Annotated in this window: 25 protein-coding genes; 13 read left to right on the top strand and 12 right to left on the bottom strand. The window is 71.4% G+C overall.

The genetic code is table 11. The annotated features are described in order from the left end of the window. Nucleotides 1-116 precede the first annotated feature (116 nt). Nucleotides 117-449 (top strand): alpha/beta fold hydrolase, encoded by a 333-nt coding sequence (locus BUB17_RS19250; RefSeq protein ID WP_072920302.1) that lies wholly within the window; start codon nucleotides 117-119, stop codon nucleotides 447-449. A gap of 142 nt (nucleotides 450-591) precedes the next feature. On the opposite strand, the gene BUB17_RS19245 is transcribed toward BUB17_RS19250, so the two are convergent. After that, complete coding sequence (locus BUB17_RS19245; RefSeq protein WP_072920301.1) at nucleotides 592-762, bottom strand: CsbD family protein; 171 nt, start codon at nucleotides 760-762, stop codon at nucleotides 592-594. A gap of 277 nt (nucleotides 763-1039) precedes the next feature. On the opposite strand from BUB17_RS19245, the gene BUB17_RS19240 reads away from it, so the two are divergent. After that, on the top strand, nucleotides 1040-1309 hold the full coding sequence (locus BUB17_RS19240; protein WP_072920300.1) for a hypothetical protein: 270 nt from the start codon (nucleotides 1040-1042) through the stop codon (nucleotides 1307-1309). Between the two features lie 127 nt (nucleotides 1310-1436). Here the strand turns inward: BUB17_RS19240 and BUB17_RS19235 are convergent, their stop codons facing one another. Together BUB17_RS19235 and BUB17_RS19230 are read right to left on the bottom strand one after the other, a co-directional pair. Next, nucleotides 1437-2777 (bottom strand): SAM-dependent methyltransferase, encoded by a 1341-nt coding sequence (locus BUB17_RS19235; RefSeq protein ID WP_083606445.1) that lies wholly within the window; start codon nucleotides 2775-2777, stop codon nucleotides 1437-1439. Nucleotides 2778-2968: 191 nt separating this feature from the next. Then, the gene (locus tag BUB17_RS19230; RefSeq protein WP_072920299.1) at nucleotides 2969-4234 is read right to left on the bottom strand and encodes a D-arabinono-1,4-lactone oxidase; all 1266 of its coding nucleotides are present in this window, start codon (nucleotides 4232-4234) and stop codon (nucleotides 2969-2971) included. 279 nt (nucleotides 4235-4513) lie between these two features. Here BUB17_RS19230 and BUB17_RS26980 point away from each other — a divergent pair, with 279 nt between their 5' ends. Next, nucleotides 4514-4681: a hypothetical protein gene (locus BUB17_RS26980; RefSeq protein WP_175561420.1), complete on the top strand. Its 168-nt coding sequence runs from the start codon at nucleotides 4514-4516 to the stop codon at nucleotides 4679-4681. 944 nt (nucleotides 4682-5625) lie between these two features. Here the strand turns inward: BUB17_RS26980 and BUB17_RS26270 are convergent. The 7 genes from BUB17_RS26270 to BUB17_RS19195 all read right to left on the bottom strand — a co-directional run bounded on the left by BUB17_RS26270 (nucleotide 5626) and on the right by BUB17_RS19195 (nucleotide 12715). Then, nucleotides 5626-6081: a hypothetical protein gene (locus BUB17_RS26270; RefSeq protein ID WP_141243098.1), complete on the bottom strand. Its 456-nt coding sequence runs from the start codon at nucleotides 6079-6081 to the stop codon at nucleotides 5626-5628. Nucleotides 6082-6683: 602 nt separating this feature from the next. After that, complete coding sequence (locus BUB17_RS19220; protein ID WP_141243097.1) at nucleotides 6684-7367, bottom strand: GntR family transcriptional regulator; 684 nt, start codon at nucleotides 7365-7367, stop codon at nucleotides 6684-6686. An 80-nt stretch (nucleotides 7368-7447) separates the two neighbouring features. Further along, on the bottom strand, nucleotides 7448-7870 hold the full coding sequence (locus tag BUB17_RS19215) for an allophanate hydrolase-related protein (RefSeq protein ID WP_083606444.1): 423 nt from the start codon (nucleotides 7868-7870) through the stop codon (nucleotides 7448-7450). Next, nucleotides 7848-9020 carry a glycerate kinase gene (locus BUB17_RS19210; protein ID WP_072920296.1) on the bottom strand — a complete coding sequence of 391 codons (1173 nt, stop codon included), beginning with the start codon at nucleotides 9018-9020 and terminating at the stop codon, nucleotides 7848-7850. Before BUB17_RS19210 ends, BUB17_RS19215 begins: the two co-directional genes overlap by 23 nt. An 88-nt stretch (nucleotides 9021-9108) precedes the next feature. Further along, complete coding sequence (gcl, locus tag BUB17_RS19205) at nucleotides 9109-10899, bottom strand: glyoxylate carboligase (protein WP_244277384.1); 1791 nt, start codon at nucleotides 10897-10899, stop codon at nucleotides 9109-9111. Between the two features lie 68 nt (nucleotides 10900-10967). Next, entirely contained in the window at nucleotides 10968-11882 is a 915-nt protein-coding gene (locus BUB17_RS19200; protein WP_072920294.1) for a 2-hydroxy-3-oxopropionate reductase, read from the bottom strand. 17 nt (nucleotides 11883-11899) lie between these two features. After that, on the bottom strand, nucleotides 11900-12715 hold the full coding sequence (locus BUB17_RS19195) for a hydroxypyruvate isomerase family protein (RefSeq protein ID WP_072920293.1): 816 nt from the start codon (nucleotides 12713-12715) through the stop codon (nucleotides 11900-11902). 431 nt (nucleotides 12716-13146) lie between these two features. On the opposite strand from BUB17_RS19195, the gene allB reads away from it, so the two are divergent. The 6 genes from allB to BUB17_RS19165 are packed head-to-tail and all read left to right on the top strand — an operon-like array spanning nucleotide 13147 to nucleotide 18126. Then, the gene (allB, locus tag BUB17_RS19190) at nucleotides 13147-14484 is read left to right on the top strand and encodes an allantoinase AllB (protein ID WP_072920292.1); all 1338 of its coding nucleotides are present in this window, start codon (nucleotides 13147-13149) and stop codon (nucleotides 14482-14484) included. 2 nt (nucleotides 14485-14486) lie between these two features. Further along, nucleotides 14487-14849, top strand: coding sequence for a hypothetical protein (locus BUB17_RS27475; protein ID WP_072920291.1), 363 nt, complete (start codon nucleotides 14487-14489; stop codon nucleotides 14847-14849). Nucleotides 14850-14857: 8 nt separating this feature from the next. After that, nucleotides 14858-15370, top strand: coding sequence for a 2-oxo-4-hydroxy-4-carboxy-5-ureidoimidazoline decarboxylase (gene uraD, locus BUB17_RS19180; RefSeq protein WP_208983489.1), 513 nt, complete (start codon nucleotides 14858-14860; stop codon nucleotides 15368-15370). Continuing rightward, entirely contained in the window at nucleotides 15367-15699 is a 333-nt protein-coding gene (gene uraH, locus BUB17_RS19175; protein ID WP_072920290.1) for a hydroxyisourate hydrolase, read from the top strand. The genes uraD and uraH overlap by 4 nt, the downstream gene beginning before the upstream one ends. A gap of 31 nt (nucleotides 15700-15730) precedes the next feature. Next, on the top strand, nucleotides 15731-16609 hold the full coding sequence (gene pucL / locus BUB17_RS19170; RefSeq protein ID WP_072920289.1) for a factor-independent urate hydroxylase: 879 nt from the start codon (nucleotides 15731-15733) through the stop codon (nucleotides 16607-16609). 32 nt (nucleotides 16610-16641) lie between these two features. Next, nucleotides 16642-18126 carry a nucleobase:cation symporter-2 family protein gene (locus BUB17_RS19165; RefSeq protein WP_072920288.1) on the top strand — a complete coding sequence of 495 codons (1485 nt, stop codon included), beginning with the start codon at nucleotides 16642-16644 and terminating at the stop codon, nucleotides 18124-18126. Nucleotides 18127-18211: 85 nt separating this feature from the next. Here BUB17_RS19165 and BUB17_RS19160 read toward each other — a convergent pair whose 3' ends face one another. Continuing rightward, complete coding sequence (locus tag BUB17_RS19160; RefSeq protein WP_072920287.1) at nucleotides 18212-18493, bottom strand: hypothetical protein; 282 nt, start codon at nucleotides 18491-18493, stop codon at nucleotides 18212-18214. Nucleotides 18494-18672: 179 nt separating this feature from the next. Here BUB17_RS19160 and BUB17_RS19155 point away from each other — a divergent pair, with 179 nt between their 5' ends. From BUB17_RS19155 to BUB17_RS19135, 4 genes are all read left to right on the top strand, one after another. Continuing rightward, a complete protein-coding gene (locus tag BUB17_RS19155; RefSeq protein WP_072920286.1) occupies nucleotides 18673-20385 on the top strand; it encodes an NAD-dependent malic enzyme in 1713 nt (570 codons plus the stop codon). Nucleotides 20386-20429: 44 nt separating this feature from the next. Beyond that, nucleotides 20430-20900 carry a thioredoxin-dependent thiol peroxidase gene (gene bcp, locus BUB17_RS19150; protein ID WP_072920323.1) on the top strand — a complete coding sequence of 157 codons (471 nt, stop codon included), beginning with the start codon at nucleotides 20430-20432 and terminating at the stop codon, nucleotides 20898-20900. Between the two features lie 244 nt (nucleotides 20901-21144). Then, nucleotides 21145-22398: a DUF6986 family protein gene (locus tag BUB17_RS19140; protein WP_072920284.1), complete on the top strand. Its 1254-nt coding sequence runs from the start codon at nucleotides 21145-21147 to the stop codon at nucleotides 22396-22398. 332 nt (nucleotides 22399-22730) lie between these two features. After that, nucleotides 22731-23570, top strand: coding sequence for a bifunctional allantoicase/(S)-ureidoglycine aminohydrolase (locus BUB17_RS19135; protein ID WP_072920283.1), 840 nt, complete (start codon nucleotides 22731-22733; stop codon nucleotides 23568-23570). A 141-nt stretch (nucleotides 23571-23711) separates the two neighbouring features. Here the strand turns inward: BUB17_RS19135 and BUB17_RS19130 are convergent, their stop codons facing one another. Then, a complete protein-coding gene (locus BUB17_RS19130) occupies nucleotides 23712-25109 on the bottom strand; it encodes an IS1380 family transposase (protein WP_072920322.1) in 1398 nt (465 codons plus the stop codon). Between the last annotated feature and the right edge of the window lie 123 nt (nucleotides 25110-25232).

The following is a 25232-nucleotide window of genomic DNA, read 5'->3' as shown; positions in this document are numbered from 1 at the left end:
CCGAGGACATCCGCGGCCGGTCGCCCACCCCGACGTCGTCCTCGACCACCGGAAGCCGTCCATGCAGGAGCGCTGCGGGCTACATCGCCGGCGCGAGCCATCGTGATCTGACCGAGGTGCAACTCGACGAACTGGCGGCCCCGTGGCTGACCGAGCAGGGCCGCGCGGCCTTCTACCGCCAGATCGCCCGGGCCGACGAGCGCTGCACCGACGACTTCGCGGGCCGACTGCATGGCGTCCGAGCGCCGGTCCGCATCGGGTGGGGGGAGGACGACACCTGGACCCCCGTCGCTCGAGCCAGGTCCCTGCGCGATGCGATCCCGGGCTCGACACTGCGCCTCGTCGGCGCCGCCGGTCACCTCGTGCACCTCGACGCCTCGATCGCCTCGGCAGACGAACTGCGCGCCTGGCTCGATCAGCAGGCCGACCGGACGGGCACGCACCGGTAGCCGGCTTCCAGGAGACCGACGCCACTCGGTCGCCCGCCCATCGACGCGCTCGCGGACGACGGGCAGGTCGGCGGGGTGGGAATCGACGGACCGTGAGGGTCTCAGCGTGACAGGGAACGGGGCAGACCTCCGCGGACCCGCCTCACTTGAAGACGTCCTTGATCTTCTCGCCCACCTGCTTGACGTTGCCTCTCGTCTCTTCAGCCCGGCCTTCGGCCTCGAGGTCGGGGTCGTCGGTGGCGCGGCCGACGGCTGCCTTGCCCTTGCCGCGCAGTTCTTCGGCCTTGTTCCTGATCTTGTCCTCAGCGCTCATGGTCCTGTGTTACCCGCATCGGTGGGCGGGCACCCTCAGCGCATCGGAGTCCGGGACCGTGGGGGTCTCCCGTGGACCCCCGGAGGGACCACGAGGGGTCTGGGGCAGGTGATGGCCATGAGGTGCCGCGTACGCCCGCGCGTCGGGAACCCGGCCGGAAGCTGGCAGGAAGGACGCGGTCGGGGTCACTCCCGCCACTGGCCCCCGGGCCTCGCGCGGTCGACCCTGGGTCCGGCGGCGGACGCCGCCGGAGGCCGGGCAGTCCGGGAGGGGACCGATGCTCAGCTGGAGGACGTCGACGTCGCGGGCCTGGCGGGGACTCCGCGGGTTCCTGTCCGTCCAGGTCGAGCTGCACGAGCGCGCGGCACTGCTCGCCCGGCCGTGGGAGGAGGAGTTGCTGCACTGGGCCGGCGACGGGCGGGAGCTGCACGGCCGGCTCGTCCCGCCCCCCGGGCGGGGCCGCAGCACCACCTCCAGCGGATGGTGCCCCGGCATGGTGCGCACCCGCGGTGCGTCGCCCGGGACGGGTGCTGGGTCGCCGGCCTGACGCCACCCCGTCTCCGGGGCAGGTAGCGGCTGGAGCCGACGGGTGCCCTGCAGTCCATCGACGCACGCCGACCGCCGGTCAGCTGGTGAGGAGGGGCTCCAGGGGACGAGCAGGTGACCGGATGCCGCTACTGGTCCTCCGCCACGTCCTCAGGCTGAGCCGCTGCAGGCTCGTGGCCTTCCCTCACGGCAGGGTGGCTCCAGTCCGGACGGCGCAGGGGGAGTCGAACCTGTCCGGGTGCTCCCGGCTTCACCGCGAGCACCTGGTTCACCCCGACCCGGTGGCGTTCGAAGGCCAGGGCCGATCCCGCCAGGTAGAGCCGCCACACCCGGGCCCGGCCCGGGGAGGACAGTCGAACCGCCTCATCCCATCGGCGCTCGAGATTGCTCACCCAGACCCGGCAGGTCAGCGCGTAGTGCCGGCGGAGCGCCTCGACGTCGCAGACCTCGAAGCCGGCCTCCTCGAGGACCCGGACGTGGGTGGCCAGAGGCTGCAGCTCGCCGTCCGGGAAGACGTACCGCGTGAGGAACGACCGGGGATCGGGCCGGTCGGGACCGGCCGCCGGGCCCCGTGCGATCGCATGGTTGAGCAGCCGGCCACCGGGCGGCAGCAGCGCGTACAGCCTGGCGGCGTAGCTCGGCAACTGGGCGAGCCCCACGTGCTCGGCCATCCCGATGGAGGAGATCGCGTCGAAGGGCCCGTCGACGACCTCGCGATAGTCCTGCAGCCGGACCTCGACGCGCTCGGTGAGCCCGGCGTCGGCGATGCGCCGGCGGGCCAGCTCGGCCTGGGCCGCGGAGATGGTCACTGCGATCACCGACACGCCGTACCCGGCCGCCGCGTGCAGGGCGAGCGAACCCCAGCCGCACCCGACGTCGAGCAGCCGCATCCCCGACTGCAGCCCGAGCTTGCGGCAGACCAGGTCGAGCTTGGCTTTCTGGGCCTGCTCCAGCGACGCCGTCGGTTCGGTGAAGTAGGCGCAGCTGTAGACCAGTGAGGGGCCCAGCAGCAAGCGGTAGAAGTCGTTGCCGACGTCGTAGTGGTGGCTGATGGCGCTCCGGTCGCGACGCAGCGAGTGCCGGATCCCGCGCAACCGGGCCTCCTCGGGCGGCGGCGCTAGGGGCAGCCCGAGCACCCCGAGCCGCAGCAGCGGGCCGACCAGCCGCGCCAGGGCCCGCCGATCCACGTGCAGTTCCGGGCGGGACGGCAGCTCGTCCGGAGAGCCCAGTGCCGCGTAGAGATCGCCTGCGACGTCGAGGTCCCCGCTGACGTAAGCGCGGGCGAGCCCCAACTCCCCGGGCGCGTAGACCAGGCGGCGCAAGGCCCTCCGGTGGCGTACCACCAGCGTGGGAGCCCCCTCGACGACGGCCTCGGAGCCGTCCCAGCAACGGATCGACAGAGGAACCGGCGCGCCCAGCAGGAGCCGACCGAGCTCGCCCACCACCTCGGCGGCCCCGCGGGAGGTCATCACTCGACCCTGGCACAGTCGTCCGGTAGCGCGGTGATCATCGCTGGCCCGACGTGGTGCGGGCAGGCCTCAGCCGTCCGACCGGCGTGCAGGAGCGATGCCCGGCACGACCGTCCTCGAGGGGACCGGTTGAGTGACTTCGTCCAGCTGACTGGCCTGCTCCGGTCCGTCGACCTGCGCGACCGCCGCGGTCAGCTCGTCAGGAGGTGGTGTTCCAACCACGCGTTACGGAACGCACCGCGCGGGTCGAGCCGCTCGATCAAGCTGAGGAAGTCGGCATGCCGCTCGTACAGCGGGGCGATCGCGGCGGCGTCGGCCTGGAAGACCTTTCCCCAGTGCGGGCGCGCCGCGAACTGCGACAGGACGCGCTCGAGGTCGACGAGCACGTCCTCCACGGCGGGCGGAGCGGGCTTCCAGGTGAAGTGGAGGGCGACGCTGGCCCGGTCGTAGGCGGTGCTCATCCACAGTCGGTCCGCGGCGACGGTGCGGATCTCGCACGCCAGTAGGAGCGGCCGGATGCGCTCGGCGAGGGAGCGCACCGCTTGGAGCGCGGCCACGGCGGAGCCGTGCGGGATCAGGTACTCCGACTGGATCTCGTCTCCCGCGCTCGGGGTGAAGCCCATCCGGAAGTGCGGTAGGCGGTCCGACCACAGCCCGGGCCTACCCAGCTGCGGGGTACACGGGGTCGGGTCCAGGCCGATGACCGGGTTCCGGTCCACGGCGGCCGGGACGGCGCCGAAGAGGTCGCCGGCGGGGGCGCCGCCTCGGTCGGGTCGGTTCTTGACCCAGACCATCTCCACGTCGTCGCCCAGGAGGGTGAACAGGCTGACGCTGTAGCCGCACCCGGTGATCTCGTCGAAGTGCTCGTGGAGGGCGTCCCAGGCCAGCCCCTCGAACACCCGCTGCTCGACGTCGAACGCGGGCTCGAGGTCGAGCGTGAGCCGGGTGACCGCACCGAGGGCTCCTAGGCCGACGACCATCCCGTCGAAGTCGGCATCGCCCCTGGACACCCGGACGATCTCGCCGCTGGAGGTCACGATCTCCATCGCCGCGACGGCCGTCGCGAGGTTTCCGTTCACCACACCTGAGCCGTGGGTGGCCGTGGCCACGGCGCCCGCTACGGAGATGTGGGGGAGTGAGGCGAGGTTGTGCAGAGCGGCCCCCGCGTCACGAAGCACCTCTGCCAGCTCGCCGTACCTGACCCCTCCGCCGAGCGAGACGGTGCCGGCCTCGAGATCGACGTCGATCCCCGCGAGTGGGGTCGCCGCGGCGTGCACGGCCTCCAGCGAGAGGAGCTCCGCGGAGTCGGCGATGCCGGTGAAGGAGTGCCGCGAGCCCAGGACGCGGATGCGCGGGGCGGTGGCGACGATCTCCTGCACCTGCTCCAGGGTCGTCGGCCGGTGCAGCCGCTCGGCCCGGTAGGTGTGGTTGCCGGCCCAGTTCGTCTCCACGGTCACGGCGAGACGCTACAGAGCGTCTGGCCTGCGGACCGTGCAGCCTGAGGGTGCGACCAGCCCAGGACGGCGGCGGAGCGGTCGTCCCCCGGGCTCACCCGGAGGTCCTGGTCTGCGTCGGTGCACGGCGTCCCGGCGCTGAGTCGGTGCACTCGCGGAGGACAAGCCCGGCATCAGGAGCGGGTGGCGTGGACGAGGAGGTGCGGATCGACGATCGTCGAGGATCGGGCGCTGTGACAGGCCACCCGGTGCTCGATCGCAGTCCGTTCCTCCAGGGGACCCGTGCGCTCCGGTGACGAAGGAGATCACCTGGACGGCACCCACCGGCACTCGGAACGGTTCGCCCGCCGCGGCGTCGGCCAGGTGCTCCGGGCCCCCGAGGCGATGGGGGAGGACCTACTGCCGGTGATCCGGCCGCACGACCGCTCCGCCGCGCTGCTCGAGGGCTGATCCGAAGGCGCGAAGTACCACGCGGGCATCACGACGCCCCGGCTGGCCTCGACAGACGAACACCCCGGCTCTCGACCTGCAGGAACACCGGGGTGACGCGGTGTCCGAGGGGGGACTGGAACGACCACCGCCCGGCCCTTGCCGAGCGTCGGCAGCCGGTCGCTGGTCGAGTTGACCGACCGGGGCCGTAGGGCGCGACGCGGCCCGCGGCCATGCTGGGAACACGTCCACGCCAGGAGGAAGGAACTGGTGTGACGACCGTCCTGACCTGCGAGCCACAGCTGGAGACCGTGGAGCTGTGGGTGTCAGCACCGGGTTTCGCGTCGGTGGAGGCGGCTCGACCCCACGGGTGCGGCTCGATGGCGTTCCGGTACGCGTCGACGTTGCAGTAGCCCAGCGGCCTCCGAGCGACATCGTCGACGAGCGGGGAGTGCAGTCCTTCCCCGCTAGCGAGCGCCCGCGAACCGGTGTGCTTCCCGCCCCCGATGGCCAGTGGCGATGGCAGCGCTGGAAGAACGACGCTCCGATGCGTGCAGAAAGCATGGTCCAGGAGACGTCCTCGGAATTGCGGAGCGTCCCGCTGAGTGGATTCTGGTGAATATTGCGCTCATCTCGGTAGTGATGACCACCACCGCATAGAATGCTGGACGGGTGGTCCATGCCTTGGGGCGGGCATCGGCCACCAGAGGTGGCACCACCGGCGGTAGGGAACCTGTATCGCCCATCGGAGAGCACGCAAGAAGTTCACGACCAGCCCGCGACGGGCCAACCAACGCCGTCGGGTCCAGCGGCACAACTGCAGGTCAGGAGCCGATTCGGTGATGAACCCATGCTGATGGATCACCGATGCGCCGTTTCCGGCGAAGGCCGGATGCGAACGCCACCCCGAGCCGTTCTCAGCCGGATCGGAGGTCTTCAGGTGCGCTTCTCTCGACTCCCTCGTCTCACGTCCGCAATCCTCCGTCTCTGTCGCACTCAACTTCCAGCCCTGCGATGTCGTGCCCTTTGCCACATTGCCAAAGGTGTCCGACATCATATTTGCTCGACCGGGAATCCCGGGCTTCAATAGACGCATGAGTACTACATATCTTGACGAAAAGGACGCCGTCGACGTCGATCTCATCGCCGACCTCGGCTGCCCCGCGTACGAGGACCACCTCGATGTCGGGCTCGCACGAGCCGGGCTGACCCGGCGTGCCAGGCTGGAGCCCTCGCGTCGCCGACGTGCCGGTCTCGGACTGGTGGGTGACGTGCAGGACATCGCCGCAGTGCTCGACGTCCTCGACCGCCGGCGCTGACCGCTGGTCGACGGTCTCAGCGGTGACGCCGGCGACTTCCGGATGGTGCAGCGCGCAGCGTCGTCCGATGGTGATCTGGGGCCCGCCGCACCATGTGGCCATGGTGGGGTGGTGGAGCGTCCACTGCGACGTCGACCGCAGGCCGCTGCGCTGGGGCGCCCGGTGGGTGATCGGATCGATGACCGAGGGTCTTGATCGCAGCAGAGCACGGGCGCGTGGTCGTCATCGTCTCCGGCGACTCCACGCCGGCCTCCGCCCTGGAATCCGGGGGCCGTGGGGCTCTGCTCCATCGTGGCCTGCGGCGGGTGCAGACCGCCGGGCCCTGGTGGTGGCGGCAGGGGTGCGCCTTCCGACAGTGCGGCCCATGGCAGTCCTCGCCTCTGGGAGCAGGCTCGGAGACGCTTGACCCCGCCGGACCATTCCGGCTGCACGACGAGGCCCTCAGGGCCGGCGACCCGCTCGTCCACCGGGTACTGAGCGCGACCAGGCGGCGCTCTCCGACCTCGTGGCTCACACCGGGCGGCGCTCCGCACCAACAGGACCGCGGTGCTGACACCCGGCCGATGCCCGAGGAGCGCGCTGCCGACGCCCCGCACGGCGGCCAGCTGCCGCAGCTGGCCGCGCCCGCGGTTCCCGGCACTGGTCGCGGTGCCGAGTCTCTCCTCGCCGGCCCTCATCGGTCGGCGGGTGCTCATCCATCCTTCTCAGGATGCCGGGAGATCCGATCCGCCTCGTTGGGTCTGGCCGGCGGGCGTGTCCGTTGCGGAGCACGTGCCCAGCTGAGCGCCGGCGAGCAGATGCTGTCGGTGCTGCTCCGCCGCCTGGATCAGTCGCTGCTCGTCACCATCGAGGTAAGCGTCGAGCATGACCTGGTGCTCGGCCTGCAGGCCCTCCTGCCCGCTCCTGTCCAGGCTGTTCGCCGCTCGATAACTCTCGGTCGCCTCCCACAGGCCGTCGAGCAGCCGGAGCAGTCGCGGCATGCGGCAGGGGGCGAGCAGAGCCTCGTGAAAACGACGGCCCGTGTCGCTGAAGGCGTTGACCTGACCGTGGTCGAGGGCTTCCGCCGCTGCTCGGCACGCTTCTCGGGCTGCGGCACGGTCGGCGTCCGTGGTGTTCTTCAGCGCCCGACGCAGGGCTTCGTCCTCCAGCAGCGCGCGGACGAAGTAGATCTCCTCGAGATCCTCGGCCGTGAGGCTGGGCACGGTGAACCCCACGTGCGGCCGGTGCGTCACCAGGCCTTCCCCCTCGAGGATCATGAGTGCCTCGCGGACGGGGATCCGGCTGACCCCCAGCGCTCCTGCCACCGCATCGACCCGGATCACGGTTCCCGGTCGCAGCTCCCCGTCGTGGATGCGGCGCCGCAGCTCCTGGAGGACGGCCTCCTGCATGGTCTGCGGTCGGAACGTGGTCACCCCTGCCACCTCGCTCTGCTGGCGTACGTGGCAGGTAGTGTGCCTCCTCCGGGCCGTTATCGACGCTTCGAACTCGCCTGGTAGGCGCGCCAGCCACCGGAGTCGGAGATGTCGATGAGCCCTTCTCCCCGAGCGTGCACCTCGGGACGCAGTGCCACGGCCAGGCCGGCCGACCCGTCGGCCAGTTCGATCACGGCGAGTTCGAGTTCGGGGGGCTCCACCGGCATGAACTCGTCGCGGACAGCCTCCAGTGGGAGCGCGTACAGCTCCCCGGGCACGGAGACCCCGCCCTCGGCGACCGGCCACAGGGCCGGAAAGCCACCCTCGCAGGCGTAGAAGCGGTAACGCGGAGCGGTCCGCACCTCACCGAGGAAGGTGTAGTGCGCGATGCTGGGGTGTACCCGCCCCCCGCGCATGCCCTCGCCGTTGAGGAAGAGGGGGACGGCGACGCTCCCCTCAGACCCAGCTGGTGCTGTCACGCGATGGCTCCTTGTCGTCGTCGTCGTCGTCGTCGGTCACCCAGTCAGCGGCGACTCGTGCGGCCAGCCGCTCCAGGAGGGGGCCGGCCTCGCTCATGCAACGAGCGGGGTCGGGTTCGATGTCGGTCAGCGCGTATGCGGCGCGGATCCCGGTAGGTGCCAGGTCGGTGGGGTCGAGCAGCGAGCGGCCGGCGACGGCCACGACCGGTACGCCCGACGCGCGGGCGACCACGGCGACGCCGGCGGGTGCCTTGCCGTGGAGGGTCTGCTCGTCCAGCGAGCCCTCACCGGTGATCACCAGGCCTGCCCCGGGGAGCGTGGCGCGGAAGTCGACGAGGTCGAGGACGAGGTCGATCCCCGGTCGCAGCTCCGCCCCCAGGACGGCGAGCGCCGCGAACCCCACGCCACCGGCCGCGCCGGCGCCCGGCCGATCGGCCGTGTCCACGCCGGTTGCCACCCGCACGGCGTCCGCCCACCGCGCCAGCGCGGCGTCGAGCTCGGCGACGTCGCCGGGCGAGGCGCCCTTCTGCGGACCGTAGACGGCCGCCGCGCCGCGCGGGCCCAGCAGTGGGTTGTCGACGTCACTGGCGACGACGACCTCGGCCTCGCGCAGGGCCGGGTGGAGACCGGAGAGGTCCAGCAACTCGACGGCGGCGAGGGCGGCACCACCCCGCCCGACCTCGCGGCCCCCGGCGTCCAGCAGGCGGCCGCCCAGCGCCTGCACCAGCCCCGCGCCGCCGTCCGTCGTCGCGCTGCCCCCGATGCCGAGCACGATGCGCCGGCATCCCGCGTCGAGCGCGGTACGGACGACCTCACCGGTGCCGTAGCTCGACGCGGTGCGGGCGGCCAGCTGTCCGCCGGGGAGCTGGCGCAGCCCCGACACGTCGGCCATCTCGACGACGGCGGTGCCGTCCCGCTCGGCGTAGGCGGTCTCCACCGGTTCGCCGGTGGGCCCCTGCGCGGACACCGGCACCCGCCGATAACCCGCGGAGACCGCCGCGTCGAGCGTTCCGTCGCCCCCGTCGGCGACCGGCACCTGGACGACCTCCGTGCCGGGGACGGCGTGCACCAACCCGGCGGCCAGGTGGGCGGCGACCTGCGGCGCGGACAGAGAGCCCTTGAACTTGTCCGGCGCCACCACGACGCGCATGCGCCCTCCTGATCTGGGAACGGAGTGGAACGGTCACCCTCCAGGGGCCCCGCGCCGAGCGTGCGAGGCGTGAGGAGGTGGTCCTTCGCTAGTCGAGCAGCTGCATGGTGTCGAGGTTCAGCGCGGAGATGGCGGTGGGGGCGTGCTCGCCCTTGCTGGCCAGCTCCTCGAACTCCACGACGTCGTCCAGCTCCGTGCCCATCGAGATGTTCGTGACGCGCTCGAGGATGATCTCCACGACCACCGGCACGCGGTGCTCGACCAGCAGCTTCTTGGCCTCCTCCAGGGCGGGGCCGATCTGGTCGGGCTCGTGGACCCGCAGGGCCTTGCAGCCCAGTCCCTCGGCGACCTTGACGTGGTCCACGCCGTAGCCGCCGAGCTCCGGGGAGTTGACGTTGTCGAAGGCGAGCTGCACGGCGTAGTCCATCTCGAAGGCCCGCTGCGACTGCCGGATCAGCCCCAGGTAGGAGTTGTTCACCAGCACCTGGATGTAGGGCAGGTTGAACTGGGCCCCGACAGCCAGCTCCTCGATCAGGAACTGGAGGTCGTAGTCGCCGGACAGCGCCACCACCGTGCCCTCCGGGTCGGCGACGCAGACACCGAGGGCCGCGGGCACGGTCCAGCCCAGGGGGCCGGCCTGGCCGGCGTTGATCCAGTGGCGGGGTCGGTAGACGTGCAGGAACTGGCCGCCGGCGATCTGGGAGAGGCCGATGGTGCTGACGTAGCGGGTGTCCTTCCCGAACGCCTTGTTCATCTCCTCGTACACCCGCTGCGGCTTGATCGGGACGTCGTCGAAGTGCGTTCGGCGCAGCAGGGTCCGCTTGCGCTCGGCGCACTCCTCGACCCAGGTGCTGCGGTCGGGCAGCGCCCCGGTCGCCCGCCGCTCCCGGGCGATCTCGACGAAGAGCTGCAGCGCCGCTGCGGCGTCGGAGACGATCCCGAGGTCGGGTGTGAACACCCGACCGATCTGGGTGGGCTCGACGTCGACGTGGACGAAGGTGCGCCCGCGGGTGTAGGTCTCCAGGCCGCCGGTGTGCCGGTTGGCCCACCGGTTGCCGATGCCGAGCACGGCGTCGGAAGCCAGCAGGTTCTCGTTGCCGTAGCGCTGCGATGTCTGCAGCCCGGCCATGCCGGCCATCAGCCGGTGGTCGTCGGGGATGGCGCCCCAGCCCATCAGCGTCGGGATGACCGGGACGTCGACCAGTTCGGCGAACTCGATCAACAAGTCGGCGGCGTCGGCGTTGATGATCCCCCCGCCGGCGACTATCACCGGCCGCTCGGCGGCGGCCAGCATGTCGAGGGCCTTCTCGATCTGGGCGCGGGTGGCCTGAGGCTTGTAGACCGGCAGGGGCTCGTAGGTGTCGATGTCGAACTCGATCTCGGCCATCTGCACGTCGAAGGGCAGGTCGATCAGCACCGGGCCTGGCCGGCCGGAACGCATCAGGTGGAAGGCCTGCTGGAAGGCCCGCGGCACCTGCGCCGGCTCCAGCACGGTCATCGCCATCTTCGTGACCGGCGCGGCGATCGCGGCGATGTCGACGGCCTGGAAGTCCTCCTTGTGCAGCCGCGCGGTCGGCGCCTGGCCGGTGATGCACAGGATCGGGATGGAGTCGCCCGACGCCGAGTACAACCCGGTGATCATGTCGGTGCCGGCCGGCCCGGATGTGCCGATGCAGACCCCGATGTTGCCCGCCTTGGCCCGCGTGTACCCCTCCGCCATGTGCGAGGCGCCCTCGACGTGCCGGGCGAGCACGTGCGAGATGGTGCCGTTCTCGCGGAGCGCGGCGTAGAGCGGGTTGATCGCCGCTCCGGGCACGCCGAAGGCGTGCGTCACGCCTTCCCGCTGGAGGATCTGCACGGCGGCCGAGATGGCCCTCATGCGAGGCATGGGTCTCCTGTCCCCGGGCCCGTGTGCCGGACCCGCGTCCTGTCGTGGGGTGTGGGTGGTCAGTGCCGGCCGGAGAGCTGCTCGACCAGCTTGAGCAGCGCCGAGTGGTCGAGGGCGCCGTCGCCCTGGGCCTTGAGGCTGGCGACGAGCTGCGCGACGACCGCCCCGAGCGGGATGACCACCCCGGCCTCGCGGGCGGCGGAGGTGACGATGCCCAGGTCCTTGTGGTGCAGCTCGATGCGGAACCCGGGCTTGAAGTCGCGGCGCAACATGTTCGCGGCCTTGCGGTCGAGGATCGCGTTACCAGCCAGGCCACCGGCGAGGACCTTGACCGCGGCCTCGGTGTCGACGCCGTAGGCCTCGAGGAAGACGATGGCCTCGGCGACGAGCTCGATGGTGCCCGCGACGATGAGCTGGTTGGCCGCCTTGACCGTCTGGCCGGAGCCGGCCGGGCCCACGTGCACCACCGTCTTGCCGACCGCCTCGAGGACCGGCCGGCCGTCGGCGAAGTCCTCCGGGCTCCCGCCGACCATGATGGAGAGGGTGGCGTCGATCGCGCCCTGCTCGCCGCCGCTCACCGGGGCGTCGAGGACGCGCACCCCGCGCTCCTTCCCCGCGTCAGCCACCTTCTTCGCCACGTCGGGGCGGATGGAGCTCATGTCGACGTGCAGGGTTCCCGGCTTGACCAGCCCGTAGAACCCGTCCTCACCGGTGGTGACCGCCTCGACGTCCGGCGAGTCGGGGACCATGGTGACGACGACGTCGGCGTCCCGCGCGGCCTCGGCGAGGCTGCCGGCTCCGCGCCCGCCCTGCTCGACGAGCCGCTGGATCGGCTCGGGGCTGCGGTTGTAGCCGATGACGTCGAAGCCGGCCTTGACCAGGTTGCTGGCCATCGGCCCACCCATGATGCCGAGGCCGATGAAGGCGACCGTTGTCATTGGAACACTTCCTCCGTGTCGGGGTGGTGCACTCATGGGGTAGGGGACCTTCCTCAGGCGGCGGAGCGGTGCAGCCAGCCGAAGCTGTCGGCGGAGGCGCCGCTGGGCTTGTACTCGAGCCCCACCCAGCCGTCGTAACCGGCGGCCGCCAGCTGGTCGAGGTAGCGGTCCAGGTCGAGGTCGCCGGTGCCGGGCTCGTTCCGGCCGGGGGCGTCGGCGATCTGCACGTGCGCGACCCGCGGACCGTAGGTCTCGACGGCCCGGTCGAGGTCGTCACCGTTGACCGCCAGGTGGTACAGGTCGCACAGGAAGCCCAGATTCGTCACCCCGGTCCCCTCGGCGACGCGGTCGATCACCCCGATGGCGTCGGCCGCCGTGCGCAGCGGGTACCGAGGTGCGCCGCTCACCGGCTCGACCAGCACCATGCCCCCGATACGGCTCGCGGCCCGGCCCGCCAGGGTCAGGTTCTCCACCGCCAGCGCGTCCTGCTCCTCCGGCCGGGCATCGTCGACCCGGTTGCCGTAGAGCGCGTTGAAGGCGCGGCAGCCGAGCTGCTCACCGATCCCGACGGTGACGTCGATGTTGTCCCGGAACTCCTGCGAGCGCGCGGGCCAGGACACCAGCCCCCTGTCGCCCGCAGGCATGTCCCCGGCGAAGAAGTTCAGCCCGACCAGCTGCACACCGGCGTCCCGGATGGCCCCGACGAAGGCGTCGACGTCGGCGTCGGAGGGGACGGCGACCGGGAAGGGCCACCAGAACTCGACGGCGTCGAAACCGGCATCCCTCGCGGCCGCCGGGCGCTCCAGCAGGGGCAGTTCGGCGAACAGGATGGAGCAGTTGACCTCGTAGCGGAGATTGCGAGCGACCATCACGTCTTCCGTGGGGTTGATTGGTGCGAATGTGAGCGCACGGCCGACTCGCAAGGACCGGAATGACATCATGAGTCGGTGCGCCGGGAGGGCGGATTCGTGCGGATGAATTGCTGTCCCGGACCGTAAGTCCTGCTGACAGGCGCGGTCAAGCGATGGGCCGCACCGATCCGGGGTTCCGGGAAGATATATCGGATACCCGCTACGAAGGGATCAGGCCCCATTCTTCGGGCCCGAGGAGTATTTCGTATATCCGTGGACCGCGTGTTGACCCGGTCACATTCGCGGACCTAGCGTCCTTCGCCAACGGACGGTCGACTCGACCCGCCCGGCAGACCTGTGGCAGGGCCGGCGCCGCCGAGCCCCCGTCACTGGCCGCCGGTCACGCGAGCGACCCCGGACCATCCACTTCTCACGCAGCAGGAGGCGTCGTGGCCCAGTACGACACGGTTCTGTGCGCTCGCCGTCTGGTGACGAACGGACGCGAGGAGGCGGGCTGCGTCGGGGTCACCGACGGGCGCATCGCCGCCGTCGAGCCGCTGGGGTCGGGTCTGGACGGACGGCAGGTCGTCGAGCTCGGCGACGACGTCGTGCTGCTCCCCGGCCTCGTCGACGCACACGTGCACGTGAACGAACCCGGCCGCACCGAGTGGGAGGGGTTCGCGTCGGCGACGCGGGCGGCGGCCGCCGGCGGCGTCACCACGATCCTGGACATGCCGCTCAACAGCATCCCGCCGACGGTGGACGTGGCCGCGCTGGAGGTGAAGCGCAAGAGCGCCCTGGGGCAGTGCTTCGTCGACGTCGGCTTCTGGGGCGGAGCCGTCCCCGGGAACCTGGGGGAGCTGACCGCGCTGCACGCCGCGGGCGTCTTCGGCTTCAAGTGCTTCCTCGTGCACTCGGGCGTCGAGGAGTTCCCCCCGCTGCTTCCCGCGGACCTCGAGGACTACCTGCGGGTCCTGCGGACCGTCGACGGGCTGCTCATCGTCCACGCCGAGGACGGCGACGAGATCGAGCGCGCGCCCAGCCTCCACAGCGGGGACTACCGCGACTTCCTGTCCTCCCGGCCACGGGCGGCGGAGAACCGCGCCATCAGCCGGGTCATCGAGGCCGCCCGGGCCACGGGCGGACGGGCACACGTCTTGCACCTCTCCAGCAGCGACGCGCTCCCGCTCATCGCCGAGGCGCGCCAGGACGGCGTGCGGATCACCGCCGAGACGTGTCCGCACTACTTGACGTTCGCGGCCGAGGAGATCCCGGGAGGGGCGACGCAGTTCAAGTGCTGCCCGCCCATCCGGGAGGCGGACAACCGCGAGCAGCTGTGGCGGGGGCTCGCCGACGGGACGATCGACTGCATCGTCTCCGACCACTCGCCGTGCACCCCGGAGCTCAAGCGGCTCGACCTGGGCGACTTCGCCGCGGCGTGGGGCGGCATCTCCTCCCTGCAGATCGGCCTCTCCGACGTGTGGACCGAGGCGCGGAGGCGCGGCTTCTCCCTCGTCGACGTCACGCGCTGGATGGCCGAGCGGCCGGCGCAGCTCGCCGGGCTGCGGCGCAAGGGCCGCATCGAACCGGGCCACGACGCCGACTTCTGCATCTTCGCCCCGGACGACGGTTTCGTCGTCGACCCCACCGCGCTCTTCCACCGCAATCCGATCACCCCGTACGCGGGCCGGCGGCTCGACGGAGTCGTCCGCAGCACCTGGCTGCGCGGCCAGGAGCTGACCGGCCACCAGCCGCGGGGCCACCTGTTGACCCGAGGAGAGGCCTGACGATGAGCAGCCCTGTGCAGGAACGGACCGCCGGACGTTCCGGCGCCGATGCCGTGGGCATCGACCCGGTCGGCCGTGCGGCCGCTCCTCCGCCGGTGCAGGACTCCACCCACCTGCCCGACCTGGCCTCGCGCAGCCTCGGCGGCAGCGTCTTCTACGCCGACGACGAGCTGTTCGCCGAGCGGGAGAACCTCATCGAGCCGGAGGCGCCGTCCTGCCCGACCTACACCTTCGGGCACGAGGGGGACCAGGAGGGCGGACCGGACGGCGGTGCGGCCGACGACGTCCTCCCCGGCCGGCCGACCCAGGGTCTGGACGCACTCCCCGACGCGGTCCGCGCCCTGCCGGCGGGAGGTGCGCGGTGAGCGGGTCCGTGAACGTACTGCAGGCCGGTCTCCGGACGCTGAACACGCTGCCCGTCGACCAGGCCGAGGAGCAGTTGGCCGCCTGCTGCGCGGCCCCCGCCTGGGTCGCCCGCATGGCCGCTGGCCGGCCCTACGCCGACGTGCAGGAACTCCTGAGCGCCAGCGACCGGGTGATCCAGGAACTCGGACCCGACGATCTGTCCGAAGCGCTGGCGGCGCACCCTCGCATCGGACAGCGGGTGGGCGGCTCGTCCACCGAGGCCACCTGGTCCCGGCAGGAGCAGTCCGGCATGGCCGACGCCGACGCCGAGGTCCGCGCCGCGTTGCGTGAGGGCAACGTCGCCTACGAGGAGCGCTTCGACCAGGTCTTCCTGATCCGGGCGGCCGGCCGCTCACCCGCGGAGATGCTCACCGAGCTCCGCAGGCGGCTGCGCAACGACCCCGCGACCGAACAGCGCGAGGTCGCCGAGCAGCTGCGGCAGATCACGCGGCTGCGGCTGGAGAGGTCGCTGCAGTCATGAGTTCCCTGTCGACGCACGTCCTCGACGCCGTCTCCGGGCAGCCCGCCGTGGGGGTGCGGGTGTCCCTCGAACGCCGTGTGGGGGAGGAGTGGCGGCCGCTCGGCGACGGGGTCACCGACGTCGACGGCCGACTGCGCGACCTCGCGCCCGACGGACTGGACCTCGGTGCGCACCGCCTGGTGTTCGCCACGGGGGAGTACTTCGCGGCCACCGGCCAGACCGGCTTCTACCCCGAGGTGACGGTGGCCTTCACCGTCACCGAGGACCGGCACTACCACGTTCCTCTGCTGCTCAGCCCGTATGCCTTCTCCACCTACCGCGGTTCCTAGACAAGGTTCATCGACAAGGAGTGTGATCCCCATGGCGGTCGTCCTCGGCCACAACCAGTACGGCAAGGCGGAGAACCGGGTCGTCCGGGTCTTCCGTGACAGCGACCCCCACGAGATCGTCGACTACAACGTCAGCGTCGCGCTCTGGGGCGGGCAGGACGCGCCGCACCTGACCGGCGACAACTCGCCGGTGCTTCCGACCGACACGCAGAAGAACACCGTCTACGCCTTCGCCAAGGAGGACGACGTCGTCGCCCAGCCGGAGTCGTTCGGCATCCGGCTGGCCCGCCACTTCGTGGACAACACCGAGCCGATCACCCATGCGCGGGTGCACCTCGAGATGTACCCGTGGACCCGGCTGGGCAACCCGCACGCCTTCACCCGCGACGGCCGCTACGTGCGGACCGCGACGGTCACCTACGACGGCTCCACCACCTGGGTGGTCTCCGGGGTGCAGGACCTCTGGATCCTCAAGACCACCGACTCGGAGTTCGCGGACTTCCTCGAGGACCGGTTCACGACACTGGCGCCCACGCACGACCGGCTCATGGCGACCTCGATGCGGGCCCAGTGGCTGCACACGAGTGAGGACGTCGACTGGGGCAAGTCCCACGACCTGGCCGTTCAGACGCTGTTGGAGACCTACGCCAACCACTACAGCCTGGCGCACCAGCAGACCCTGTACGACGCCGGCGCGGCCCTGATCGAGGAGCAGCCGGAGATCGCCGAGATCCGCATCACCGCCCCGAACAAGCACCACTTCGTCTACGACCTGGCGCGCTTCGGCATCGGGAACGCAGGCGAGGTCTTCCACGCCGACGACCGTCCCTACGGGCTCCAGGAGCTCACCGTGCGCCGTGACGACGCCCCTCCCCCCGGCCTGGCCTTCGATCCCGGCCAGGGCTGGTGACCACACCGACCGCTGACCGAGGAGACCGTCCGATGGCTAAGTGGAACAAGCGTCGCCGCACCGGTGCGGCCGCAACCGGCGTGCACCCGGTCGACCAGGTGCTCCCGCCCGGGCCGATGGTGGCCTACGGCCTGCAGCACGTGCTCAGCATGTACGCCGGGGTGGTGGCCGTGCCCATCATCGTCGGCACCGCGCTCGAGCTCACCCCCGCGCAGACCACGTACCTGATCAGCGCCGGCCTGTTCATCTCGGGTCTGGCCACGCTGCTGCAGACCCTCGGAGTCTGGCGGATCGGCGCCCGGCTGCCGATCGTGCAGGGGACGTCGTTCGCGGCCGTCTCCACCATGCTCGCCATCGGCGCCCCGCTGGGCGGGGAAGCGGGGCTCCGCGCCATCTTCGGAGCGCTCATCGTCGCCGGCGCCATCGCCCTGCTGCTCGCGCCCTTCTTCACCAAGCTGCTCCGGTTCTTCCCCCCGGTGGTCACGGGCACCGTGATCACCGTGATCGGGATCTCCCTGCTACCGGTGGCCATGCGGTGGGCACTCGGGCCCGCGACCAGCCCCGAGTTCGGGTCGATGCGCAACATCGGGCTGGCCGCGGCCACCTTGCTGATCATCGTGCTGATCTACCGCTTCCTGGGCGGCTTCTTCAACCGGGTGGCGATCCTGCTCGGGCTGGTGCTCGGGACGCTGGTGGCCATCCCCTTCGGTGCCACCAACTTCGGTGCCCTCGCCGACGCCGCACCCTTCCAGCTCACCGCGCCGTTCCACTTCGGGACACCGACCTTCGCCGTCGGCGCGATCATCTCGATGCTCGTCGTGATGCTGGTGATCATGACCGAGACGACGGCCGACATCCTGGCCATCGGGGAGGTCGTCGACAAGCGGCTCTCCCGCCGTGACGTGACCGGCGGTCTGCAGGCCGACATGCTGTCCACCACCGTGGCCGGCGTCTTCAACGGCTTCTCGGTCAGCGCGTTCGCCCAGAACGTCGGGCTGGTTGCGGTGACGGGGATCAAGAGCCGCTTCGTCGTCGCGGTGAGCGGCGTGATCCTCTTCCTGCTCGGACTCTTCCCGGTCCTCGGAGCGATCGTGGCGGTCGTGCCGCTGCCCGTGCTCGGCGGCGCCGGCCTGGTGCTGTTCGGAACGGTCGCCGCCAGCGGCATCCGCACGCTGAGCAAGGTGGAGTACGACGGCAACGCCAACCTGGTCATCGTCGCGGCCGCGCTCGCGATGGGCGTCATCCCGATCGCCGTCCCGGAGTTCTACGAACCCTTCCCGAGCTGGTTCGAGGTCATCTTCGACTCCGGCATCAGTGCTGCCGCGATCACCGCCATCCTGCTCAACCTGCTGTTCAACGTGCGGCGGGGCCATCTCGAGGAGGGCCCGATCTTCGCCGAGGCCCCGGCGATCGCCACCTTCGAGGGTGACGCCGAGGGGATCATGGTCGAGCACACCGACACCGACCACCCGACCCCGACCCGGCACCTGCATCGCGACTCGGACGCCCCCCGCTGAGCGGCGGGACGGCGGAGCGCACTCGTCCGAGCCCGCTCCGCCGTCCCGTACCGGTCGCTTCCCCCACAGCACCCACCACGCGCAGTCAGCTCGCACCATGGAGGCTCCCCGTGCTCGAGGACCTGGACCCGGTCGAGACGCAGAGTGGGTCGACGCGCTCGACTCGGTCCTGGCGTACGAGGGTGCCGAACGGGCGATCCACCTGCTCGACGAGATCGTCGCCGAGGCCCGCCGCAAGGGCGCGCCCGGTGCCGTACAGCGCGACCACGCCGTGCCCGAACACGATCCCGCCGGTGAGTTGATCGCGGCAGCCGCGCTGGCCATCGAGATGGGTGCCGACGCGGGGGCCGTCGGGATGACCGTCCACCCCACCCGACGCTGTCGGAGACCGTCGGGTGGGGGTGGACGGGGGCTTCGAAGGCACCATCACCGACCCGTACCTGCCCCGGATCACGCATCAACCGCACGGGGCGGGGAGGTGTCGGCGTGTGCCCGACTCCATCCTCGACCGGCGACCGGTGGACACCGAACAGAAGGAGTGACCCCGTGTACGAACGGCCTTATGAGCTGGTCGGTACGCCCGACAGCCTGATCGCGCGCATCCGCGCCCGGGGCAACGACGTGCTGCGCAACCCGATGCTCAACCGCGGCACGGCCTTCACCAGAGCCGAGCGGGAGGCGCTCGGCCTGGGCGGCCTGCTCCCCGGCGCGGTGTCGTCGATCGACGGGCAGGTGCGCCGCACGTACGAGCAGTACCGCAGCCGGCCCGACGCGCTGGCCAAGCACGTCTATCTGGCCAGTCTGCGGGACCGCAACGAGGTCCTCTTCTACCGGCTGCTCGCCGAGCACCTCGAGGAGATGCTGCCGATCGTCTACACCCCCACCATCGGCGAGGTCATCCAGCGCTTCAGCCACGACTACAACCGCCCGCGCGGGGTCTTCCTGTCCATCGACGAGCCGGACGCCATCGAGGGGGCGCTGCGCGACTACGGCCTCGGGCCCGACGACTGCGACCTCATCGTCGCCACCGACTCCGAGGGGATCCTGGGCATCGGGGACCAGGGCGTCGGCGGCGTGCAGATCTCGATCGGCAAGCTGACCGTCTACACCGCGGCCGGCGGGATCCACCCCCGACGGGTCATCCCCGTCGTCCTCGACGTCGGCACCGACAACCTCCGGCTGCTCAACGACGAGATGTACCTGGGGAACCGGCACTCCCGGGTGCGCGGTGAGCGCTACGACGAGTTCATCGACGCCTTCGTGACCGCGGTCACCGAGCTGTTCCCCAGCGCCCTGCTGCACTGGGAGGACTTCGGCGCGAGCAACGCCCGGCGGATCCTCGAGCGGTACAACCAGACCATCTGCACCTTCAACGACGACATGGAGGGCACCGCGGCGGTCGTGCTCGCGGCGGTCTTCTCCGCGTTGCGCTCCAGCGGCGCGCGGCTGCGCGACCAGCGGGTGGTCGTCTACGGCGCCGGGACCGCGGGTATCGGGATCGCCGACATGCTGCGCGACGCGATGGTGCGGGAGGGACTGTCCCGCGAGGAGGCGGTGCAGCGGTTCTGGGCGCTGGGCAGCCGCGGGCTGCTGACCGAGGAAGGCGCCTCCCGGCTGCGGGACTTCCAGGTGCCCTACGCCCGCCCCGCCGGCGAGACGGCCGGCTGGGCCGGACCGAACGGGTCCATCGGGCTGGCCGAGGTCGTGGCCCGGGCCCAGCCGACGATCCTCATCGGCACCTCGACCCAGCCGGGGGCCTTCAGCGAGCCCATCGTGCGGACGATGGCGGCCTCGGCCGACCGACCGGTCATCCTGCCGCTGTCCAACCCCACCTCCCTGTGCGAGGCGCTGCCCGAGGATCTGATGGCCTGGACCGACGGCCGTGCCCTGGTGGCGACCGGCAGCCCGTTCCCGCCGGTGCACCATGACGGCAGGGAGCACGTCATCGCGCAGGCGAACAACGCGCTGATCTTCCCCGGCCTGGGGCTGGGGGTCTCGGTGGTCAAGGCCCGGCGCATCAGCACCGGCATGCTCACCGCGGCCGCCGCCGCGGTCGCCGAGCTCTCCGGCGCGGGTGCTCCCGGGTCCGCGCTGCTGCCGCCGGTGGACGACCTGCGGCTGGTCTCCGCGGCGGTCGGCATCGCGGTGGCTCAGGCCGCGGCGGCGGAGGGGCTGGCCCAGGTCGAACTGCACGACCCGGTCCAGCAGGTGCACGCCGCGATGTGGCGGCCGGAGTACCCGCAGATCGAGGCCGTCTGACCCCGGTGCGGGTCAGCCATCACGAGTTCACCCAGGAGAGAGCGATGTCGAGACGACTCCAACCGGGCGATCCAGCCCCAGACCTCACCCTGCCCACCGCGGACGGCGCCCAGGTGTCACTGCAGAGCCTGCGCGGCGGGAAGGTGATCCTCTACTTCTACCCGGCGGCCATGACGCCGGGCTGCACCACGGAGGCCTGCGACTTCCGGGACAACCTCGGATCGCTCCGCGGTGCCGGCTACACCGTCCTCGGCATCTCGCCGGACGACCCGCAGCGGCTCGCCCAGTTCCGCGAGCAGGAAGCGCTGACCTACCCCCTCCTCGCCGACCGTGACCATGCCGTCTGCGAGGCGTACGGCGCATGGGGGGAGAAGCAGCTCGATGGCAGGACGGTCACCGGCGTGATCCGGTCCACCTTCGTCCTCGACGCGGAGGGCCGGGTGGAGACGGCGATGTACGGCGTCCAGGCGACCGGTCACGTGGCCGAGCTGCGCCGGACCCTCGCGCTGGGATGACCAGGACACCGGCTGCCGTGACCACGCCCGCGGAGGTGGGCCGGCACTCCGACCGGTCGCCGTCCCGGTTGCTGGGCACGGTGTCCAGGCGAGCGAGGATCGTGAGCACCGTGGGGCCGGCCACGCACCCCTACGAGTGCAACTGGTCCCTGGTCGAGGCCGGCATGGACATGGCCCGGCTCGACTGTGCCCGCCTACGAGGTCGTCGACTGATGCACGGCGCGACGGGAGAGGGATCACGCAGATGACCCGACTGAGCGACGTCCTCGCCGACGTCCTGGACGAGCGGCTCGCCGAGGCCGACCGGGAGCTCCAGCAGCGGTACCCCGGGCCCGGTACCCGGCAGCCGGTGCACACCGTCTACATCCCGGCCGACCGGTTCTCCGCCGACGCCCACAGGCAGTGGGGCGCAGCGGCCGTGGAGCTGCTCGACCGTCACGCCCCGTCGACGGAGGTCCTGGCCGACGCCACCGGCATGCCCGTCGAGCTGGTGGGCGACGTCCACGACCGGGTGCGCGCCAAGCTGGGTCGCGAGCCGATCGAGGACCTGCGCGTCGACTTCGAGGACGGCTACGGCCAGCGCTCCGACGAGGAGGAGGACCGGGCGGCCGGCGAGGGGGCCACCGCCCTCGCAGCGGTCGCCCGAGCCGAGGATGGGCCGCCCTTCCTGGGCATCCGGTTCAAGAGCTTCGAGGCGCCGACCCGCCGGCGCGGCCTGCGAACCCTCGACCTCGTCGTCGGCGGGCTCCTCGCGTCCGGCGCCCTGCCGGAGGGGTTCGTCGTGACCCTGCCGAAGGTCACCTCGGTGGCGCAGGTCGAGGCCATGGTCGAGGTCTGCGCTCGGCTGGAGCAGGCCCACGCTCTGCCTGCGGGCAGGCTGCGGTTCGAGATCCAGGTGGAGACCCCGCAGGCCATCCTGGCCGCGGACGGCACCGCCACCGTCGCGCGCATGATCGCCGCGGCGGATGGGCGCTGCACCGGCCTGCACTACGGCACCTACGACTACAGCGCCGCCCTCGGGGTCACCGCCGCCTCCCAGAGTCTGGAACACCCGGCGGCCGACCACGCCAAGGCGGTCATGCAGGTCGCCGCCGCCGGTACCGGCGTGCATCTGTCCGATGGGTCGACCAACGTGCTCCCGACGGGTGACCAGGACGCGGTGCACGCAGCCTGGCGCCTGCATGCCCGGCTCGTGACACGTTCTCTGGAGCGGGGCTACTACCAGGGCTGGGACATGCACCCCGGGCACCTACCGACCCGCTACCTGGCCACCTACTCCTTCTTCCGGGCGAGCCTGCCGGCGACGGCGGCGCGGATCAGGGCCTACCTCGGCCGGGTGGAAGGCGGGGTCATGGACGAGCCTGCGACGGCCCAGGCGCTCGCGGCTGCCGTCCTACGCGGGGTCGACTGCGGCGCCGTGACGTTGGAGGAAGCCAGCGAACTGACGGGCGTCGACCGCGCCCGGCTCCAGGGCCTGGCCCGACGCACCCATGCTTGACAGCAGCGGCAGCCGGTTCGGTGGGCTCCGCCCACCACGCGACCAGTGTGTGCCTGCGAGGGGTCATGCGCGACGCCGCCGAGCGCAGCAGGATGCACTCCGTGACGGCAGCGCGGCCGGCTGCCGCCGATGGCCGGCATCGGCGTGGCACACCTGTGACCTCCCAGGCGGGATGACCGCTCAGCGGTGTGTTCCGCAGCACCGTGGCTGCGCGGAGGCCGATCGGGTTCGACCGAATCGCGCGGCCGTCTCCTGAGCCGAGGCGGACACGAGCCACGCAGCAGACACCCTCACGACGCCGCATCGGCGGCACAACCGAAAGGACGCTCGACATGACGTCGACCAACACCCCGTACTACGCCCCCCGAGGTGGCCTACCGGGGCAGACCGAGCTCACGACCAATCGGGCGATGTTCACCGAGGCCTACGCCGTTCTCCCCAAGGGGACGATGACCGACATCGTCACCAGCAACCTCCCCTTCTGGGACAGGACGCGCTTGTGGGTGATCGCCCGGCCGCTCTCGGGGTTCGCCGAGACCTTCTCCCAATACATCGTGGAGGTCTCGCCGGGCGGAGGCAGCGACCGGCCGGAGACCGATCCTCGCGCCGAGGCGGTGCTCTTCGTGGTGGACGGTGAACTCCGGCTGACGATCGGGGAGACGGAGCATCACCTCCACCCGGGGGGTTACGCCTTCCTCCCTCCGGGCGCTGCGTGGACGCTGCACAACGGGGGATCGGAACCTGCTCGCTTCCATTGGATCCGCAAGGCGTACCAGCGCGTCGACGGAATCGAACCGCCGGAGGCGTTCGTCACCAACGAGCGCGAGGTCGAGCCTCTGCCCATGCCCGACACCCACGGCATCTGGACGACGACCCGCTTCGTCGACCAGACCGACGTGCGGCACGACATGCATGTCAACATCGTCAACTTCGAGCCGGGCGGCGTCATCCCTTTCCCGGAGACGCATGTGATGGAGCACGGCCTCTACGTGCTGGAAGGCAAGGCCGTCTACCTGCTCAACCAGGAATGGGTCGAGGTCGAGGCCGGCGACTTCATGTGGCTGCGCGCTTTCTGCCCGCAGGCCTGTTACGCGGGAGGTCCCGGTCGCTTCCGGTACTTGCTGTACAAGGACGTCAACCGGCATGTGCAGCTGAGCCGGCAGTTCGTCTGAACCTCGATCCACCGTCGATCTTGGTCGTCCCTGTCGGCGGATGACTCGATCTTGATGGCCGCGACTGGGCGTGGGTGGGCCGCCGGTCTGTCCGGGTCTTCCACTGTCGGTCTTCGGTCGGGCCCTGCGGGCGATGGTCGGTCAGGCGGCTGCCGGGGGGCCGCAGGTGGCGTCGAACAGCTGGGACCAGGCGGTCTGCCACGGCCAGTCGCGGGGCAGGTGCAGCCGCAACCGCCGGGCTGAACGGGCCAACCGCACCGGGACGCTGATCAGCTGGGCGCGGATCGTGCCGGTGGTGGCCTTGGCGTGGAAGGCCGAGGCCAGTGCGCCGGCGGCGCGGGTGAGGTTGAACGCGATCGCGGCCAGCACCAGCCAGGCGGAGTTCGCGGCGAAGCTCCCGGAGGGCAGGTGGGCCAGCGGCCCGGCCTTGAGGTCGGCGTGGACCTGCTCGATGACCGCGTGCTGCCGGTGGGTCTTCTCGGCGGCGAGCATCGGCTCGGGTGAGTCGGTGAACACCGCGTGGTAGCGCCAGGCGGCGAACAGCTCGCCCTGCCCGGCCGGCACCGAGCCGGGATTGAGCCGCTTGACCCGGCGGACGATCAGCCGGGCGGTCACGTGGTCGGACGTGCGGCGGGAGGTGAACGCGGTGAAGGAGATCTCGGCGACCTCGGCGTCAGAGATCCAGCACTGTCCCTCGGCGTCCCAGATCGCCTGCGGATAGCGGATCGCCGTCCAGGCGTCCTCGGCGATCGCGGCGATCGCGCGTTTGACCGCGGCGTCCATCCGGGCGGTGATCGAGAAGCATGCCCCGCCGCGACCGGCGGCGGCGATGACGTCGTGGCCGTAGAACGCCGAGTCCCCGCGCAGCAGGACCAGCCCGCTGCGGTCGGGTCCGCCGGCGCCGGCCGCCCGGGCCGTGCGCAGCGCCTCGGCCACCAGCGTGCCCGCACCGTGGGCGGACTTGACCGCTCCTCGCCGCAGCCGGGCGGCGCCGATCAGCGGCGCCGCGGTCGGGGTCGAGATCGTGGCCAGCAGCGCGTTGAGGCCCTTGACCTTGGTGTAGCCGTAGCCGGCGCCCTGCTTGGCGTAGCCGTGGGTCTGGCGCATCGTGTCGTCCAGATCCAGGTAGGTGACCTGGCCGGCGTCGGCCAGCAGCGGCGTCGCCGCGGTCAGCGCGGTCAGGAACGCCGCGGCGACGGAGTCAAGTTGGCGGACGTGGCCGAAGGTGAAGGCCCGCAGGAACGTGCCCAACGTCGACGGCGCCCGGATGCCGGCGAACAGCCGGTCCATGCCGCCGTGCCGCAGCAGGTCCATGTCGGCGATCGAGTCCGCGCCGGCGACCATCCCGGCCACCAGCGCCGGCACCTTCAGCGCGGCGTTGACCCCGCCGGTGGCCTGCAGCGTGAGCTTCTCGCCGACCAGGTCACCGAGCCGGCAGGACTGGGCGAGCGCGACGACCGGGGCCAGCCCGCCGACCGACACGAGATTCGGGTCATCGAACGTCGCCGACAACGCCGACGAACCGTGAGACAGTCGCATCCAGCGGATGCCCTTCTGCACGGACGATATGGGCCTTAGACAAGCCACATCGTCCCTGGTCAGAGGGGCATTCGTGCGTTAGGACCCGCTACCGGCGACGATTTCCGACGGTGAATCGAGGCT

Source organism: Geodermatophilus obscurus (genome assembly GCF_900143215.1).
Classification (GTDB): Bacteria; Actinomycetota; Actinomycetes; order Mycobacteriales; family Geodermatophilaceae; genus Geodermatophilus; species Geodermatophilus obscurus_A.
The sequence above is the reverse complement of the archived record's forward strand: the minus strand, read 5'-3'. Positions and strand labels throughout refer to the sequence as shown.

Coding starts and splice junctions, on each gene's coding strand:
- BUB17_RS19245 (WP_072920301.1), bottom strand. CDS start 762: ATGAGCGCTGAGGACAAGATCAGGAACAAGGCCGAAGAACTGCGCGGC.
- BUB17_RS19240 (WP_072920300.1), top strand. CDS start 1,040: ATGCTCAGCTGGAGGACGTCGACGTCGCGGGCCTGGCGGGGACTCCGC.
- BUB17_RS19235 (WP_083606445.1), bottom strand. CDS start 2,777: ATGACCTCCCGCGGGGCCGCCGAGGTGGTGGGCGAGCTCGGTCGGCTC.
- BUB17_RS26270 (WP_141243098.1), bottom strand. CDS start 6,081: ATGGCCACATGGTGCGGCGGGCCCCAGATCACCATCGGACGACGCTGC.
- BUB17_RS19220 (WP_141243097.1), bottom strand. CDS start 7,367: ATGCAGGAGGCCGTCCTCCAGGAGCTGCGGCGCCGCATCCACGACGGG.
- BUB17_RS19210 (WP_072920296.1), bottom strand. CDS start 9,020: ATGCGCGTCGTGGTGGCGCCGGACAAGTTCAAGGGCTCTCTGTCCGCG.
- gcl (WP_244277384.1), bottom strand. CDS start 10,899: ATGAGGGCCATCTCGGCCGCCGTGCAGATCCTCCAGCGGGAAGGCGTG.
- BUB17_RS19200 (WP_072920294.1), bottom strand. CDS start 11,882: ATGAGTGCACCACCCCGACACGGAGGAAGTGTTCCAATGACAACGGTC.
- BUB17_RS19195 (WP_072920293.1), bottom strand. CDS start 12,715: ATGGTCGCTCGCAATCTCCGCTACGAGGTCAACTGCTCCATCCTGTTC.
- BUB17_RS27475 (WP_072920291.1), top strand. CDS start 14,487: ATGAGCAGCCCTGTGCAGGAACGGACCGCCGGACGTTCCGGCGCCGAT.
- uraH (WP_072920290.1), top strand. CDS start 15,367: ATGAGTTCCCTGTCGACGCACGTCCTCGACGCCGTCTCCGGGCAGCCC.
- pucL (WP_072920289.1), top strand. CDS start 15,731: ATGGCGGTCGTCCTCGGCCACAACCAGTACGGCAAGGCGGAGAACCGG.
- BUB17_RS19165 (WP_072920288.1), top strand. CDS start 16,642: ATGGCTAAGTGGAACAAGCGTCGCCGCACCGGTGCGGCCGCAACCGGC.
- bcp (WP_072920323.1), top strand. CDS start 20,430: ATGTCGAGACGACTCCAACCGGGCGATCCAGCCCCAGACCTCACCCTG.
- BUB17_RS19140 (WP_072920284.1), top strand. CDS start 21,145: ATGACCCGACTGAGCGACGTCCTCGCCGACGTCCTGGACGAGCGGCTC.
- BUB17_RS19135 (WP_072920283.1), top strand. CDS start 22,731: ATGACGTCGACCAACACCCCGTACTACGCCCCCCGAGGTGGCCTACCG.
- BUB17_RS19130 (WP_072920322.1), bottom strand. CDS start 25,109: ATGCGACTGTCTCACGGTTCGTCGGCGTTGTCGGCGACGTTCGATGAC.